The 15,949-nt window shown below is 60.3% G+C and carries 11 protein-coding genes; 3 read left to right on the forward strand and 8 right to left on the reverse strand.

The window, feature by feature from the left end; all coding sequences use genetic code 11:
• Positions 1 to 43: 43 nt before the first annotated feature.
• The gene (uvrA, locus tag ACYU7Z_RS16500; protein ID WP_460572461.1) at positions 44 to 2,596 is read left to right on the forward strand and encodes an excinuclease ABC subunit UvrA; all 2,553 of its coding nucleotides are present in this window, start codon (positions 44 to 46) and stop codon (positions 2,594 to 2,596) included.
• 57 nt (positions 2,597 to 2,653) lie between these two features.
• Here uvrA (ACYU7Z_RS16500) and ACYU7Z_RS16505 read toward each other — a convergent pair whose 3' ends face one another.
• The 3 genes from ACYU7Z_RS16505 to ACYU7Z_RS16515 all read right to left on the reverse strand — a co-directional run bounded on the left by ACYU7Z_RS16505 (position 2,654) and on the right by ACYU7Z_RS16515 (position 6,152).
• Positions 2,654 to 4,588, reverse strand: coding sequence for a sensor histidine kinase (locus ACYU7Z_RS16505; RefSeq protein ID WP_460572463.1), 1,935 nt, complete (start codon positions 4,586 to 4,588; stop codon positions 2,654 to 2,656).
• 19 nt (positions 4,589 to 4,607) lie between these two features.
• Positions 4,608 to 5,264 carry a phosphatase PAP2 family protein gene (locus ACYU7Z_RS16510; protein WP_460572465.1) on the reverse strand — a complete coding sequence of 219 codons (657 nt, stop codon included), beginning with the start codon at positions 5,262 to 5,264 and terminating at the stop codon, positions 4,608 to 4,610.
• A 78-nt stretch (positions 5,265 to 5,342) separates the two neighbouring features.
• Positions 5,343 to 6,152: a hypothetical protein gene (locus tag ACYU7Z_RS16515; RefSeq protein ID WP_460572467.1), complete on the reverse strand. Its 810-nt coding sequence runs from the start codon at positions 6,150 to 6,152 to the stop codon at positions 5,343 to 5,345.
• 206 nt (positions 6,153 to 6,358) lie between these two features.
• Here ACYU7Z_RS16515 and uvrA (ACYU7Z_RS16520) point away from each other — a divergent pair, with 206 nt between their 5' ends.
• Complete coding sequence (uvrA, locus tag ACYU7Z_RS16520) at positions 6,359 to 9,361, forward strand: excinuclease ABC subunit UvrA (protein ID WP_460572469.1); 3,003 nt, start codon at positions 6,359 to 6,361, stop codon at positions 9,359 to 9,361.
• 560 nt (positions 9,362 to 9,921) lie between these two features.
• On the opposite strand, the gene ACYU7Z_RS16525 is transcribed toward uvrA (ACYU7Z_RS16520), so the two are convergent.
• From ACYU7Z_RS16525 to ACYU7Z_RS16540, 4 genes are all read right to left on the reverse strand, one after another.
• On the reverse strand, positions 9,922 to 10,905 hold the full coding sequence (locus ACYU7Z_RS16525) for a hypothetical protein (protein WP_460572471.1): 984 nt from the start codon (positions 10,903 to 10,905) through the stop codon (positions 9,922 to 9,924).
• 132 nt (positions 10,906 to 11,037) lie between these two features.
• Complete coding sequence (locus ACYU7Z_RS16530; protein WP_460572473.1) at positions 11,038 to 11,550, reverse strand: GNAT family N-acetyltransferase; 513 nt, start codon at positions 11,548 to 11,550, stop codon at positions 11,038 to 11,040.
• A 117-nt stretch (positions 11,551 to 11,667) separates the two neighbouring features.
• A complete protein-coding gene (locus tag ACYU7Z_RS16535) occupies positions 11,668 to 11,979 on the reverse strand; it encodes a GIY-YIG nuclease family protein (RefSeq protein WP_460572475.1) in 312 nt (103 codons plus the stop codon).
• Between the two features lie 153 nt (positions 11,980 to 12,132).
• Positions 12,133 to 13,485: a M20/M25/M40 family metallo-hydrolase gene (locus ACYU7Z_RS16540; protein ID WP_460572477.1), complete on the reverse strand. Its 1,353-nt coding sequence runs from the start codon at positions 13,483 to 13,485 to the stop codon at positions 12,133 to 12,135.
• 320 nt (positions 13,486 to 13,805) lie between these two features.
• On the opposite strand from ACYU7Z_RS16540, the gene ACYU7Z_RS16545 reads away from it, so the two are divergent.
• Positions 13,806 to 14,306, forward strand: coding sequence for a GAF domain-containing protein (locus ACYU7Z_RS16545; protein WP_460572479.1), 501 nt, complete (start codon positions 13,806 to 13,808; stop codon positions 14,304 to 14,306).
• A gap of 44 nt (positions 14,307 to 14,350) precedes the next feature.
• On the opposite strand, the gene ACYU7Z_RS16550 is transcribed toward ACYU7Z_RS16545, so the two are convergent.
• Complete coding sequence (locus tag ACYU7Z_RS16550) at positions 14,351 to 15,835, reverse strand: sensor histidine kinase (protein ID WP_460572481.1); 1,485 nt, start codon at positions 15,833 to 15,835, stop codon at positions 14,351 to 14,353.
• Between the last annotated feature and the right edge of the window lie 114 nt (positions 15,836 to 15,949).

Below are 15,949 nucleotides of genomic sequence, written 5' to 3' on the forward strand. Positions count from 1 at the left end.
TACCGTAAACGGCAGAGGGCACATAATTTGAAGCATTGCCCGCATGAAAGGATCTGCCAAGGCAGCCCCCGAAAGCCGGGCTGACGGATTTGTACAGGTACGCGGTGCACGCGAACACAATCTCAAGAATGTTTCGGTTGATATTCCCCGTGATGCGCTGGTGGTGTTTACCGGTGTGTCGGGCTCGGGGAAGTCTTCGCTCGCTTTCGGAACGCTTTACGCCGAGGCGCAGCGGCGCTACCTCGAATCGGTGTCGCCCTATGCACGCCGCCTCTTTCACCAGATGCCCGTGCCCGTGGTCGATGCGGTGGAAGGCCTCCCGCCTGCCGTAGCGCTGCAGCAGCAGCGCGGCGGCGTCAGCACCCGCTCCTCGGTGGGTAGCGTCACCACGCTTTCCAACCTGTTGCGGATGCTCTATTCACGCGCCGGCCATTACCCCGAAGGCCAAGGCATCCTCTACGCCGAGTCCTTTTCACCCAACACGCCCGATGGCGCCTGCCCGCAATGCCACGGCCTCGGGCGCGTGTACGAAGTGACCGAAGACTCGATGGTGCCCGATCCTACGAAAACGATCCGCGAGCGCGCCATCGCCGCCTGGCCGCCGGCCTGGCATGGTCAAAACCTCCGCGACATCCTCGTTACCCTTGGCTACGACGTCGATACGCCCTGGAAAGACCTTCCCCGCAAAGACCGCGACTGGATCCTCTATACAGAAGAATCGCCAACAGTACCGGTATACGCGGGCTTCACACCTGCCGAAACAAAGGCCGCCCTGAGGCGCAAAGAGCCTCCGAGCTACATGGGCACCTTCACCGGCGCGCGCAAATACGTGCTGCAAACCTTCGCAACCACGCAAAGCGCGCTGATGAAAAAGCGCGTCGCGCAATACATGATCAGCTCCGAATGCCCCACCTGCCACGGCAAGCGCCTTCGGCCCGAATCGCTCTCCGTGACGTTTGCAGGATACGACATAGCCGATATCTCGCGGCAGCCGCTGGCACGCCTCTTTTCGCTCTTTGCTTCGTATGCCGACGGAAGCAGCAAGGAGCTCGCCCGCATTGGCAAGGGCCACCAGGAAAAAGCCATCGTGGCGCAACGCATCGCCGAGGATCTATGCGGCCGCCTTACCGTGCTGCTCGACCTCGGTCTCGGATACCTCACGCTCGAGCGGAGCACGCCGACGCTCTCGCCCGGTGAGCTGCAGCGGCTTCGCCTCGCCACGCAGGTGCGTTCCAATCTGTTCGGCGTTGTATACGTGCTCGACGAGCCCTCGGCCGGTCTTCACCCGGCCGACACCGAAGCCCTGCTCCGCGCCCTCGACCGGCTGCGCGCCTCCGGCAACTCCATCTTCGTGGTGGAGCACGAGCTCGAGGTGATCCGCCATGCCGACTGGATCGTTGACGTGGGTCCCGGCGCCGGCGAAAAAGGTGGTGAGATCTTATTCAGCGGCCCCGCGGAAGGGCTGCGCCATGTAAGCGCCTCGCGGACGCGGGAGTTCCTCTTCGACGAGGCGCCCCTTGCGGTTGGGCGCCGCCGTGAGCCCGCCGGCTGGCTGAAGCTGAAAGACGTGTCGCGCAACAACCTCGACCGGCTTTCGGCCGAAATTCCGCTCGGCGTGCTCACGAGCGTTACCGGGATTTCGGGCTCCGGTAAATCGACGATGGTGAGCCAGGTGCTGGTGGAGCTCGTCGCAGCGAGCCTTGGCCACGAGCTGCCGCCGGAAGAGGAGGAAGGCGACCCGCTGCAGCGCGAGGAAGCGCCCCGCACCGAAGGCCGCATCGTGAGCGGTCTCGAAGCGATCCGCCGCCTCGTGCGCGTCGACCAGAAACCGATCGGCCGCACGCCCCGCTCCAACCTCGCCACCTACACGGGTCTCTTCGACAGTGTGCGCAAGCTCTTTGCAGCCACCAAGCTGGCAAAGAGCCGCAAGTACGATGCAGGCTACTTTTCCTTCAACACGGGTAAAGGCCGTTGCCCCAACTGCGAGGGAGAAGGCTTCGTGATGGTGGAGCTCCTGTTCCTTCCCAGCGTATACGCGCCCTGCCCGGTATGCAGCGGCACCCGATACGCGGCAAAAACACTCGAGGTAAAATACCGCGACAAAAGCATCGCCGACGTGCTCGGCATGACGGTCGACGATGCCTATCATTTTTTCGAGGAGGAGGCTACCGCGCACCGCATTCTCTCGATGCTCCACGAGGTTGGTCTCGGCTACCTCCGCCTCGGGCAGCCGGCAACGGAGCTCTCGGGCGGCGAGGCGCAACGCATCAAGCTCGCCACGGAGCTGCAGCGCCTGAGCCGGGGCAACACGCTTTACGTGCTCGATGAGCCCACCACGGGCCTTCACCCCTCCGATGTAACGCGCCTCGTAACGCAGCTCGAGCGGCTCGTCGACGCGGGCAACACGGTAGTGGTGGTAGAACACGATATGCAGGTGGTAGGCGCCAGCGATTGGGTGATCGACATCGGCCCCGGCGCCGGCGAGGAAGGCGGACGAATCGTTGCCACGGGCACACCGGAGGTAGTAGCCAGGGCAAAGGGAAGCAAGACGGCTCCTTATCTCCGCAAAGCGCTGGAAGGGGAGAAGCGGTTTTGATACGTCAACGTGAACGCCTTAGCGGGTGAAACGGGTGGAGATTTATGGGAACCGATGTTACTGCTTTTTCTGCACCAGCATGCTTAGCGGCAGGAAGACCCGGAACGTAGCGCCTTCACCGGGATGGCCCTCGGCCGTCAGCACACCGCGGTGGTTGATCACCACCTTGCGCGCAATGGCCAGCCCGACGCCGCTTCCTTCGTACTCGCGGCGCCCATGCAGTCGCTGGAACACCTGGAAGATCTTGTCGGCATACTGCTGTTCGAAGCCAATGCCGTTGTCGGTTACTTCCACCAGGAAATAGCCGGATGACTCGTGCGGAAGGTGGAAGGTTTCCAGGTCCTTATCCGTACAAATACGGTAGCGCACCGAGATGACCGGGCTGCGCTCCGGCGTGCGGTATTTGAGCGCATTGCTCAGCAGGTTCTGAAACAGCTGCCGCATCTGCCGCTCGTCGGCGCGGACCACCGGCAGCGGGTCGACATCGATCCGGGCGCCGCTTTCCTCAACCGATCGCTCGAGGTCCTGCAGCACCTTTTGAACTATTTCCGACAGCGACAGGTCGACGAAGCTTTCCGGCACCACATTGAGCCGCGAGTAGGAGAGCAGGTCGTCGATCAGGTCGCGCATGCGTGCCGTGGCCGACTCCATCCGGGCGAACATATCGGCGCGCTCGCTGCCCGGCTCCAGGGTGGCCTTCAGGCGGTCGGCAAAAAAGTGGATCTTCCGCAGTGGCTCCTGCAGGTCGTGCGACGCCGCATACGCAAACTCCTCGAGGCTCTGGTTGGAGCGCTTCAGCTCGTCGATCTTTTCTTCAAGCTGTATCTGCAGGAGCTTCCGGTTCGTGATATCGGTAAAGGCCACCAGGATGCCGTCGGGCTCGAGCGGCGAAGCCGCAAGGTCGTACCAGGCATTGATCTTCTCATCGCGGTAGGGCATCTCGTCGCGCTCTGCCTGGCGTTGGTCCACCACGCGCACAAGCAGGTCGAAGGCGCCGTTCTGCCGCGCTCCCGGGAACAGGGTCAGGAAGGTCTTGCCAACTGTTTGTTCCTCGGTAAGTCCTACCAGCTGCGTGTAGGCCCGGTTGATCATGTCGATCCGGAAGTCGATCACCCGGCCCTCGGGGTTGCGTACCGCGCTGGCGGCATACATTCCGTTGATGGAGCTTTCGAAGATCCGCGTGAGCAGGTAATTCTGGTCGTGGATCTTCCGCTCGTTGCGCTTGCTCAGCGTCACGTCGACAAAGTTGGATACAAGGCCGTCGTCCAGCTTCGTGAGCGATACGATAAACCAGCCGTACTCCGAGCCGTCGGGCTGGCGGAAGCTCGTTTCAAAGCGGTAGGGCTGGCCGGTTTCCACCACGTGGCGGTGCCATTCGAATTGCTCGGAGCCGCGGAGGTGCGGCAGCAGGTTCAGGAGGGAGCTGCCCACGGTGGTTGACGGGAGCGCGCCGATCTCGTACGACCTGCGGTTGGCATGGGCGATCTTGAAATCAACGATGTTCCCGGCGCTGTCGCGTATCGACTCGAATACCAGGATGCCGTCGGCCGCCGTGTCAAGGATATCGCGGAAGCGCTCTTCCTGCTTTCGCCGGTCCTGCTCCGCCTGCACCAGCTCGGTGCGGTCGCGCGTGACGCTCAGGATGCCGCCGTGTATCTTGCTGCGCTGCACGTTGAAGTGCCGCTTGCGGTGGGTGCTGTAATAGTTGAATTCGATCGCCTTGTTGCTGTTCCACACGAGGAGGCACTGTTCGAGGATCCGCTCGCGCGTTGGGTCATCGAGCAGGTTGGTATCCAGCACGCGCATACCGATTACGTGCTCGGGCGTGCTGCCCAATACCAGCGCCGCCCGCAGGTTGCAATAGCGGACCTCGAAATCCACCGGGGTCTCCGTGTCGCCGGGGGCAAATACCGGCACGAACCAGACGACAGAGTCGGGTTGGGCGTCGAATAGCTGGCTGATCAGGGTTTGTTCGGGATCCTCTGTAAGCATGGCTGGGTGATGCCACAAGTTACGGTATTATCGTTGCTTTTTGCCGCGCGAGGATCCGACGGTGCACCCGGCGGTATAACAGCAGCGACAGGAAGGACGAGGCAATGCCCACCATGATCCCTGCGGTAACGTCGGTAAGAAAATGCTGCGCGAGGTAGATGCGCGAAAAGCCCACCAGGAGCGCCACGAAGGGCAGCGCCAGCACCCAGGCCCGCTGCCGCTGCAGGGCCGCCAGCAGGAGCGCCATCGTAAAGGCCGTGGAGGTATGCCCCGAGGGAAAGCTGTAGTTCTCGTGCAGCTCCACTCCGGGCACTTTATGAAAGGCGATCTTTTTTGCGGCGAGGCTGAAGGGACGCAGCTCTTCCGGGTATACGTAGTTCTTCAGGATGTGGGTAAACAGGAAGCAGATTACGATCCCGGCAAGGATGGCGACGATAAAATCGCGGCGGAAGAACCAGGTAAGCAGCAGGATCGGTACGTAGATAAACCCGTTGCCCAGGTGCGTCACCCAGGGCATCACGAGGTCGAGCGAAGCCGTGTTCCAGCCATTGACGAGAACGAACGACTGGTCTTTTCCAAAACCGATCAGCAGGCCGGCGGCGGCAAGCGCCATCGCAAAGGCAACGGCCACCGCCATCCGGTAATTGGTATAGATATGCTCTTGAGCTGCGCGCATGGGCCCGCAAAGCTACCACAAAAAGAAAGGAGGCGTGATCGCCTCCTTTGTCCTCGTGTGTATGCTATCGGAAAAAAGTTATTGCTGCTTTTCGGCCGACTGGAGCTGCTGTCCGAAGGCGGCGTTGCTGCCCGTGTTATTCAGGGCATTCACCTTGGTAGCCGTATAGTAGGTCACCTTGCTCTTCGACTTGCTCTTCGACTTCGCGCCCTGCTGCTTCACCTTAACGGTGGCAACAGCGGGGGCCGTGGCCACGCCTGCGCTGATGGCGGCCGAGTCGGCGGGCGCTACGACGGGGAAGATAGCGGCGGGGTCGGCGGCGTTAAAAGGAGCGCCGAGTGCGATGTTGAGGGTATTCGTTTCCGGGCTGAAAACCAGGGTGCCTTCCGGTACCGATTTTCCTTCAGCCGTTTTCTGGGGGATAATGCGGTAGGTAGCCGGGCTCTTGGCCAGGTACGCCTTTACCGTGCCCTGCGGGAGACCGCTGATCCAGACGATGCCTTTGCTGGTCGAGTCAAGGGCGATGCTCAGGTTGGCGGCGGTTGCGTCGGCGCCGTTCAGCTGGTAGGTGCCGATCACCGGGAATGTTTTGTCTACCGACCAGGCCTGCGGCATCGGGAGGTACTGGTACTTGGCGTGGATCGAGTCGGCGGTGTTCATCGGACGGGCCGTCTGGGCGCTGATCGTAGTCTGGCCGCTGACTGTTGTCGACGGGGCAGCGGTGGTAGCGGGCTGAACGGGCTGTGCCGGCTGAACAGGCTGCGTGGTCGCAGGCTGCGTCGTCGGGGCTTGCGTCGAGGTCGACGGTTGGGTGGTTGTGGTGTTTTGTGCGTTGGCAGCAACGGACAGAGCCAGGATGGCAGCGGCGGTTAAAAAGGTGTTTTTCATGAGTTAGCGATTGTGTGTTAAGGGGTGTAAAGGTGTTTGACTCGCATTTACGCAAAACCATGCCAAAATCAAGTTTGTCGTTTGGCGTTTGGGGTTTGTAGTTCGGGTCGGAGTGTTAAAAGCTGTTTTTTCCACGATAGCAACCGCAAACTCCAAACTACAAACTCCAAACTCTCCCTATCTTCGCTTACTAAAATTTTTGGGAAATGCCGGTGAAAGGAGCCGCTAGGAAAAAGGGAGCCGCGAAAGTCGAGCAGGAGGAGTTGGTTGAAACCCGTACCGAGTATATTGAAGTGTTCGGCGCGAAGGAGCACAACCTGAAGAATATCGATATTTCGATCCCGAAGAACCAGCTGGTGGTCATCACCGGCATCAGCGGCTCCGGCAAGTCGTCGCTGGCTTTCGACACTATTTACTCCGAAGGGCAGCGCCGCTACATGGAAACCTTCGGCGCCTATGCCCGCCAGTTCATCGGCGAGATGGAGCGTCCGGATGTCGACAAGATCACGGGCCTTTCGCCGGTGATCTCCATCGAGCAGAAGACCACCAACAAGAACCCCCGCTCCACCGTCGGCACCGTTACCGAGATCTACGACTTCCTCCGCCTCCTGTATGCCCGCGCCTCCGAGGCGTATTCCTACAACACCGGCAAGAAGATGGTGAAGTGGAGCGAGGACGAGATCGTCAACAATATTTTCACGCGGTATAAAGACGCGAAGATCTCCCTGCTGGCGCCGCTCGTACGCGGCCGCAAGGGACACTACCGCGAGCTCTTCGAGGAGATGCGCAAGAAAGGCTTCCTAAAGGTGCGTGTCGACGGAGAGGTGCAGGACATCGTGCCGAAGATGCAGCTCGATCGCTACAAGATCCACGACATCGAGCTCGTCGTCGACCGGCTCAAGGTGACGCCCGATATGCGCACCCGCATTTCGCAGAGCGTGCAGCAGTCGCTCAAGCTCGGTAAAGACCTCCTGTTCGTTGCCTGGGAAGGAGCCGGAGAAGGAGCACAGGCGCCCGCGGCCGCAAAGACAAAGAAATCCAACGCATCGAAAGCAAAGGCGGGCCAGCAGACCGACGCATTTTCTGCCGAAGGCTCCGGCATCGCCACCTTCAGCCGGCAGCTGATGTGCGTCGACACCGGGCTTTCCTACGAGGAGCCCTCGCCCAACTCGTTTTCGTTTAACTCGCCCTATGGCGCCTGCCCCGTGTGCAAGGGCCTCGGCCAGGTTTATACCGTCGACCTCGAGGCGGTGATCCCCGACAACAAGCTTTCGATCAACGAGGGCGGTATTGCACCCCTCGGTGGTGAGCGCGAGGCCTGGGCTTTCCGCCAGGTGCAGACCCTCGCCCGCCGACACAAGATATCCCTCGACAAGCCCGTGAAGGACCTTCCGGAGAAGGCGATCAACCTGCTGCTCTTTGGCAAGGAAACCGCCGACGCGGCCGAGGAGCTCCAGTTCAACGACGAGGAGATGGGCGAGCCGTACGAGGGCGAATACGAAGGCGTCGTCAACCAGGTAAAGCGCTGGTTTGCCACGAGCACCAGCGAAGCCATCCAGCGCTGGGCCGAAGGCTTTATGCAGCTCAGTACCTGCACGGCCTGCGGCGGCACACGCCTCCGCAAGGAAAGCCTTTGGTTCAAGGTCGACGCGCGGAATATCTCCGAGCTCTCCGAGATGGACCTGAGCGAGCTGATGGCCTGGTTTACGGGGATCGAGGAGCGCCTCAACCCGCAGCAGCGCGTCATCGCATCGGAACTCGTAAAAGAGATCCGCGAGCGCCTGCAGTTCATGCTCAATGTTGGTCTTACCTACCTGACCCTGAACCGCGCCACGCGAACCCTTTCCGGGGGCGAGTCGCAGCGGATCCGCCTGGCTACCCAGATCGGGTCGCAACTCCAGGGCATCACCTATATCCTCGACGAGCCGTCTATCGGCCTGCACCAGCGCGACAACCACCGCCTCATCTCGGCGCTGCAGAACCTCCGCGACATCGGCAACTCGGTGCTCGTGGTGGAGCACGACAAAGACATCATGCTCGCCGCCGACCACCTTATCGACGTCGGCCCGAAGGCCGGTTACCACGGCGGCCGCATCATGGCGCAGGGCACGCCGCAGCAGGTGCTCGAGGCCAATACCCTCACCGCGCAGTTCCTCAACGGGCAGCGGGGCATCGAGGTGCCGAAGGAGCGCCGCAAGGGCAACGGCAAGGAGCTCGTGCTGAAAGGTGTTACCGGCCACAACCTGCACAACGTAAGCGTCAGGTTTCCCCTTGGAAAGCTGATCGTCGTTACCGGCGTCAGCGGCTCGGGCAAATCGACGCTTATCACCGATACGCTTTATCCCATTCTCTCGAAGCATTGCTACAATTCGCGGATGACGCCGATGCCGCACAAGTCGATCGCCGGCCTCGAGCATATCGACAAGGTGATCGAGATCGACCAGAGCCCCATTGGGCGCACGCCGCGCTCCAACCCCGCCACCTACTGCGGATTCTTTACCGAGATCCGCCAGCTGTTTGCGTCGCTTCCGGAGGCCAAGATCCGCGGCTACAACGCGGGCCGCTTTTCCTTTAACGTCAAGAGCGGGCGCTGCGAGGTGTGCGAAGGCGGCGGCATGCGCGTGATCGAGATGAACTTCCTGCCCGACGTGTATGTACACTGCGAGAAGTGCAACGGCAAGCGCTACAACCGCGAAACCCTCGAGATCCGCTACAAGGGCAAGTCGATCTCCGACGTGCTCAACCTGACGGTCGAAGAGGCTGTGGAGTTCTTCAGCGCCGTACCGTATATCTACCGGAAGATAAAAGTGCTGCAGGATGTGGGTCTTGGCTATATCACCCTCGGCCAGAGCGCCGTGACGCTCAGCGGGGGAGAGGCCCAGCGGGTGAAGCTCGCGACCGAGCTCGCCAAGAAAGACACCGGCAAGACCTTCTACATACTCGACGAGCCCACCACGGGTCTCCACTTCGAAGACATTCACCACCTGCTCGAGGTCGTCAACAAGCTTGTCGACCGCGGCAACAGCGTGCTCATCATCGAGCACAACCTCGACGTCATCAAGGTCGCCGACCACATCATCGACCTCGGCCCCGAGGGCGGCTCCGGCGGCGGGCAGATCCTTTTTGAAGGCACACCCGAAGGCCTCCTGAAAGTGAAGGAAAGCCACACGGGGCAGTACCTCAAAGAGGAAATGCCGGTGAGGAAGTAAATAAGTCGGAAGTCGGATCTCGGATCTCTGATCTCGGATCTCGGATGTTTGATCTCGGATGTATGATTTATGAAGTAAGAGTTGGTCAAAGGCGTTGCGCAAGCGACGCCTTTGGCGTCCTGGCGATGGCTCGCTGCTCGCTGCTCACCGCTCACCCGCTCACCCGCTCACCCGCTCACCGCTCACCGCTCACCCGCTCACCGCTCACCCGCTCACCGCTCACCCGCTCACCGCTCACCGCTCACCGCTCACCCGCTCACCGCTCACCCACTTCCCACTTCCCACTTCCAACTTTACTACGTAACCCAAAAAGCCCCGACTGGAAAGCCGGGGCGATACATTAGGACCAAATAAGGCAAGCTATAAAACATCGATCGAACCCGTAGATCTACGGGCCGGTTTCGTAGTGATTGGGAAGGGTGCGGGTTATCCGGTAAGGAAGCAGAGTAGCGAAGCAGGATCTTGTCGGAAATCGAAAGGGGGGTATAGGGAACGGATCAGGCTTTTAACCAGCTATCGACCCTGTACGCTTTGCTCTGCTCTTACCGGTTGTATCGTTATCAGAAATAGGAGGGGCAACGAGAGGCGCGGAGGGCGCGGCGGTCGCTGTCCAGGATGTCGTTGAAGCGCCAGCCCATGCGGATGATCGTCGAGAAGAACGAGTCATTCTGCTTGGGGTTGCCGCGCTGCTCGCCCACCGTTGCGGGACGTGTTACAGCAGCACCGGGGATAAAGTCCTGGCGGTAGTGCACCTGGTTGGCCATGGCTGCCTGCTCGGGCGTGAGGTACTGGGCAAACAGGTTGGCGTCGATATAGTTGGTGCTGACGTCGTCGATGTAATCGGTGAATGTTTTGCGGTGCAGTACTTCCATGCCGATGAAGACGTTGTCGGAGAGGTAGTACTTCAAGCCGAAGCCGAGCGGAATTTCGAGCTGGGTCAGCTTGTAGGGCTTGCGGTCGGGGTATTCGGCCATGCCTTGTCCCTCGGTGCGGAGGGGGCGCAGGTCGATCCACTTCAAGGTGCCGTCGGGGGCGTAATACTTACCCTGGGGGTTGAAGTGAAATACACCGACACCGCCTACGAGGTACGGGCGCACCTTGTGAAAAAGGCCGTCGTAGCGCTCCATGAACACGGTAGGGGAGATCTCAAAGGCCAGGTAGGCTTCCTGCAGCTTGCTGCGGAAATTGAGGTTGCGGATCTTCCGCGCTTCCTCGAAGCCGCCCTTGCCGTTGATCAGCGCGTCGTCGCCTTCCAGCATGCCCGCGTTGGCAGCGAGGCGAACACCGAGCCACTCCTGTGCGTAGTACTGCACAAAGATGCCTTTGGCCATCTTGGTCACCGGGAAGTTCACGTCTTTTACGAAGCGTGTACCTACGCCGCGGTTGCCACCGAGGTCGCCGAGGAAGAACAGGGGGCCGAGGCCCACGCCGGCTTCAATGCGGCCATTGGCTAATGTCAGCGATTGCGCGTTGGCTGCGGCAGAAAATAATAGAGAAAAGGTTAGGAGCAGCACTGTGCCCTTCGAGAGTACAGTTTTTCTCATAGAGTAGGATTTTGGATGGGATTTGGTTAAGCGAAAGTAGATACGAAAGTTTCGTGAAAAGAGTTCGCTCCCGCAATTTTTAAAAAATTAAGCACTATTACTGATGCGTCTATGGGAAAACTACGAGTCGACTTACCGTATTTCCCCGGACAGCAGCATGTAGATATGCGGTATCCCGTCTTCGAGGTAGGGTTCCGACACGGTTCGGAAGCCGAGAGAGCTGTAAAAGGCCTCGAGGTATTGCTGCGCGCCGATGCGGATCGGGCCCGGGCCGAAGGCTTCGCCGCAGCGCCGGATGCTTTCCGCCATCAGTTCCCGCCCCAGTCCCCGTCCGCGGGCCTTCGGGCTCGTCACCACGCGGCCGATCGAGGCTTCGCTGTAAATGAGCCCCGGCGGAACGAGGCGGGTATAGGCGGCAAGCAGGCGCCCGGAGTCTTCCGCCCCGGACGGCTCTTCGCCGGCGCGGGCCTCGGTCGGAGTAAGGTCGGTGAAGCCCATAAGGTGCAGGCTGCCCTGGTCCCTATCATCCATATCCAGGAACACGCAGTTCTGCTCCAGCACGAATACCTCGCTGCGGAGGCGCAGCAGTGCGTACAGCTCAAAGGGCGTCAGGTCGGCGAAGGGCTTGAGGGTCCACTGGATCATGGAGCGAATGTAAGACGCTTCGCAGCCCAATGCGGTTCCGCCGGCGAAGGAGTCATTGCGAGCGCAGCGAAGCAAACTCGTCCACTTTAGGAAAGCCCAGTAACAGGATGCGATTTCCTAAATGTTCCAGTTGGAAACATCTATTTCCCACAGATCAAACCACATTGGATTCATGGACTCAATGCGCGCGATTTTAGCTGCGCGGCTGCCTGCCTTAATTCGTTTCTCTTCTGATATAGCCTGGATTATCCCAGGCCATTCCTGGTAATAAACCAGTTTTTTGACATTGTAGCGCGCCGTAAAGTGCAGCGGGTCTACGGCAATTCTGTGCTGGAAGATGCGTTGAAACAAATTGCTTGTGACGCCGGTGTAAAGTACAGTGCGGCGGTAATCATTCGTTAGAATATAGACGAATCCGCGTTTAGCCATGGCGCAAATTCGCTTCCCGATGGTTCGCCGCCATGAGATTTTCAACAGGAAATACTGTTGTTTTTCTGCCCGATGGCTGTTTTCCTGATTCGTCTAAGCCTGCTGTTGCACGAGTTTGCTTCGCTGCGCTCGCAATGACTGCCACCGCGCCCTCTACCGCCCCGGCGTCGGCACCACCGGCAGGCTCTCGAAGCCCGCGTCGCTCACGGCCTGTACGCCGAAGAAGTAGTTGTCTTTCGAGTAGGGGAGCGACACGCTGGTATCGGTTACGAAGAACTTCTTCTGCCATACCGCCGACGTCGTTTCCCGTAGTAATACGTAATAGCCCTTCGGCTTGCCCCACTTCGGTGCCTTCCACGAAAGCTGCGTGGCGTTGGTCAGGTTGCGGGTCTCAACTTTCACCTCCTGCGGCGACGAGGGCGCCGAGGCCAGCGAAGCCAGCACCGACAGGTTTACGGCCGTATTCTTACGGAGGTACTCGAAGTCCATAAACTCGGGCAGGTCGCCGTATACCACGCCTCTGTCGGTACGCAGATCCTGGTGCTGGTGGTTGAAGTTCTCGTTCATCTCGGTAAGGCGCACCGCGGTGTAGCCCTTGTTGACGAACGGCGTATGATCGCCGCCGCGGAGAAAGCGGTCGTTGCGGTACACCATCACGATCTCGATGTTGTCGACATAGCGCTCGCCGATCTCCTTCACGTAGCGCGCCAGCTGCCGCGGACGGCCGTCGTTTTCGAGGCCCAGGTTGCGGATGTTCTGGAAGGCGCGGCCGGTGTCCTGTACCGAGAAGGCCTCGCTGAAGACGCGCAGCCTTGTGTTGTCGATGATGTTGGTCTCGTTGCTGTTGTTGGAGCCCATGATGTCGTTGTTAAGCACGGCATCCACGTTCCAGTTGGCCGACTTCGCCTTGTTGGCGAGGTAGGTGGAACCGAGCAGGCTTTGCTCTTCGCCGGCCACCGCCACGAAGATGATGGTGGCGGGGAACTTTGCCTTGCTCAGCACGCGGGCGCACTCGATCACCGCGGCGGTGCCCGATCCGTCGTCGTTGGCGCCCGGGGCTTCGGCCGTGCGGTTCATCACGTCGGTCACGCGGCTGTCGATATGGCCCGAGATGATATACACGCGGTCGTCGTTCGGGTCGGTGCCCTTGAGGATGCCCATGGCGTTGCCCAGCAGGGTAGGGGCATCCACCCGGCGTCCATCCGGCAGCAGGGTAACAGTATCCACGAAGGCGTTCATGCGGCCCTCGGAGGCTTTGCCAAATTCTTTGAACTTCTGTACCACCCAGTCGCGGGCGGCGCCGATACCGCGCTTGGGGTCGTTCGGTGCGCTCATGGTATGCCGCGTGCCGAAGGATACGAGCTTGTTGATATAGGCGCGTAGCGAGTCGGAGGAAACCTCGCGTACCATCGCCGCGAGCTGCGGGTCGCGCTGGATGACCGTTTGGGCGGAGGCGATTGTAGAAATACTGACGGCGCTGAGCAGTGCCAGGAGGCGGGTTCTCATGTGCGGGTGGGTTTGGGTAAATGTAAGGAGAGAATGTGGTGATGGCGCTTCGGCTGCGCTCAGCGTGACAATTACAACGGTCATCCTGAGCCTGTCGAAGGATGGCTAGATGCCGTTTGCTTGCAAACGGGATCCAGTCTCTCCCGCGTATGCATGCCGCCGCTGCGCGTCCTTTGCGCGGCGAGCCTGCCGTCGACTGGCAGGTTTGGTAGAAAAGTGAGAATCATCCCGGAAGCACTAACGGCGCTGCCTTTCAAAAACAAAAGCGGTCGCGGGTTCCAAGGAATTCGGTACCTTACAGAATTCCCATTCATTACCTGATGCCTCATCCCGTAGTTACCAGTACCCTCGAACAAGCCCAGCGCATGCGTGCGCAGGGAGCGCTTCCCCACAAGATCCTCACGCACCTGGCCGAAGCAGCCGAGCAGCTCGCGCCCAACGGTGATGCCGTGGCCTCCATCCTCCTGCTCGACAAGGAAGGGCTGCTCCGCAACGGCGCCTCGCCGCGGCTGCCCTACGATTACCTCACGGCGATCGACGGACTGAAGCCGAATGCCGGCGTAGGCACCTGCGCCGCCGTGGCCGCCACCGGCACGATGATCATCACACCCGACTTCCGGAGCGACGACAAGTGGGCCGAGCTGCGGCACCTGCCGATGGCCCTGGGCTTCGTGGCGGCCTGGAGCTATCCCATCAAGGATTCCGAGGGCACGGTGCTGGGCACCTTCGGCACCTACTTCCGCAACAACCGCGAGCCGCTGCCCGAAGAGGTGGAAGGCGTAACCGCCCTTGCCGAAATGGCCGCCGAAGTGCTGCGGTAATTTTCACAACTGGTTTGCTGGACATTCAACGTGGCCAACGTCGGTCAGGACTCGTAGTAGGGAAGCGTCACGACAAACAGGGCGCCCTTCCCCGGCTCCGAGAAGGCGGCGATCTGCCCGCCGTGGTTCTCCGCGATCTTCTTGCAGATCGCCAGGCCCATACCGGTACCCTCGTAGGCGCCGCTGCCGTGCAGTTTTCCAAACAGGTCGAAGATCGCCGGCGCGTATTCCTGGCGGAAGCCGATGCCGTTGTCACGGACCTTCAGCCGCAGGTATTGCTCGCTGGGCTTCAGGGCGCTGAGGACGCCGGGCTTGAGCGATTCTTTCCGTACGATCACCGACTCCACGAATATCTCCGGCCGGCAATCGGCCACACAGCCAAATTTGAGCGCGTTGCCGATCAGGTTTTCCAGCAGTTGCTCGAACTGCTCCGGTATAACGGGCGCCGTCGGCAGCGGGCTCACGTGTACCAGCGCTCCTTTACGCCTGATCTCCTCATCGAGCGTTGCGAGCGCCCTGGCAAGGAGGGTATTGAGGTCGGTGATCAGCACGGGTTGTGCCGCGGTGAGCTGCGATAGCTCCAGGATGTTGTCGAGCAGGTTGCTGACGCGCTTGCAGGCGCTGATTATTTTCCCGATGATGAAGGGCTGGTCGCCGGTCCCGGCCTGCAGCATATGCGCAAACACCGAGATCTTCCGCACGGGCTCCTTGAGGTCATGGCTCGCCACGAATACAAAGCGCTCCAGCTGCTCATTCAGGGCCGACAGCTCCTTGTTGGTTAGCTGCTCCTGCTCGAAGGCGCGCTTCTCCGTAAGGTCGCGGATCAGCACTACATAGCCCTCGCTGTTGTGCACCGGGCTCAGTACGTAGTTGGCCCAGAACTGCCGGCCGTCCTTATGGCGCTTCCAGCCCTCTTCCTCGTAGCGGTTGCCGTTTGCTTCCGCAAGATGGCGGGCCGCTTCGGCTTCACTCTCCGTGCTGTTTGTATTGATGCTGAACAGTGCCAGCGTCCGGCCCAGGGCCTCCGTCTCGCTGTAGCCGACAATGCTCTCCGCGGCCTTGCTCCATTTCGCGATCTTTCCCTCGCTGTCGAGCAGGAAGATCGCGTAGCCTGTCACCTCGTTCATGAGGAAGTCGTTGAGCTCGTTGAGCCGCTTCTGTGCGCTGATGTCGGACGTGATCTTGGCGAAGCCGATGTGCTGCTGGTTTTCGTCGTAGATGGGCTGAAGGCTCACGTGGGCCCAGAAGCGCGAGCCGTCCTTGCGTGCGCGCCACCAGTCTTCGGTGAACTTACCCTTTTCCAACGCGCTGCGCATCGCCCGCTCCGGCCGGCCCTGTTGCTGGTCTTCGGGCGCAAACAGGATCCGGTAGTGCTTCCCCAGCACCTCATCCGCTGTAAAACCTTTGAGCCGCTGTGCGCCATCGTTCCAGGAAATGATATAGCCCTCCTTGTCGATCATGAAGATGGCGTGCTCCTTGATCGCATCGAGCAAGAGCTGGTGCTCCTTTTCCCGGATATTCGAATACATGCTTACATGGCACAAAAATCTATCCGGAAGGCAGGGCAATTCAAATCCGAAATCCGACATCTGAGATCTGAGATCCGACATCTGAGATCCGAGATCCGACATCCTAGATCCGAG

The organism is Flaviaestuariibacter terrae (assembly GCF_054777635.1).

Bases quoted from the DNA above. Each gene is read 5' to 3' on its own strand.
- ACYU7Z_RS16535 (WP_460572475.1), bottom strand. From the start codon at position 11,979: ATGGCTAAACGCGGATTCGTCTATATTCTAACGAATGATTACCGCCGC.
- ACYU7Z_RS16525 (WP_460572471.1), bottom strand. From the start codon at position 10,905: ATGAGAAAAACTGTACTCTCGAAGGGCACAGTGCTGCTCCTAACCTTT.
- ACYU7Z_RS16505 (WP_460572463.1), bottom strand. From the start codon at position 4,588: ATGCTTACAGAGGATCCCGAACAAACCCTGATCAGCCAGCTATTCGAC.
- ACYU7Z_RS16550 (WP_460572481.1), bottom strand. From the start codon at position 15,835: ATGTATTCGAATATCCGGGAAAAGGAGCACCAGCTCTTGCTCGATGCG.
- ACYU7Z_RS16515 (WP_460572467.1), bottom strand. From the start codon at position 6,152: ATGAAAAACACCTTTTTAACCGCCGCTGCCATCCTGGCTCTGTCCGTT.
- ACYU7Z_RS16510 (WP_460572465.1), bottom strand. From the start codon at position 5,264: ATGCGCGCAGCTCAAGAGCATATCTATACCAATTACCGGATGGCGGTG.
- ACYU7Z_RS16530 (WP_460572473.1), bottom strand. From the start codon at position 11,550: ATGATCCAGTGGACCCTCAAGCCCTTCGCCGACCTGACGCCCTTTGAG.
- uvrA (WP_460572469.1), top strand. From the start codon at position 6,359: ATGCCGGTGAAAGGAGCCGCTAGGAAAAAGGGAGCCGCGAAAGTCGAG.
- uvrA (WP_460572461.1), top strand. From the start codon at position 44: ATGAAAGGATCTGCCAAGGCAGCCCCCGAAAGCCGGGCTGACGGATTT.
- ACYU7Z_RS16540 (WP_460572477.1), bottom strand. From the start codon at position 13,485: ATGAGAACCCGCCTCCTGGCACTGCTCAGCGCCGTCAGTATTTCTACA.
- ACYU7Z_RS16545 (WP_460572479.1), top strand. From the start codon at position 13,806: ATGCCTCATCCCGTAGTTACCAGTACCCTCGAACAAGCCCAGCGCATG.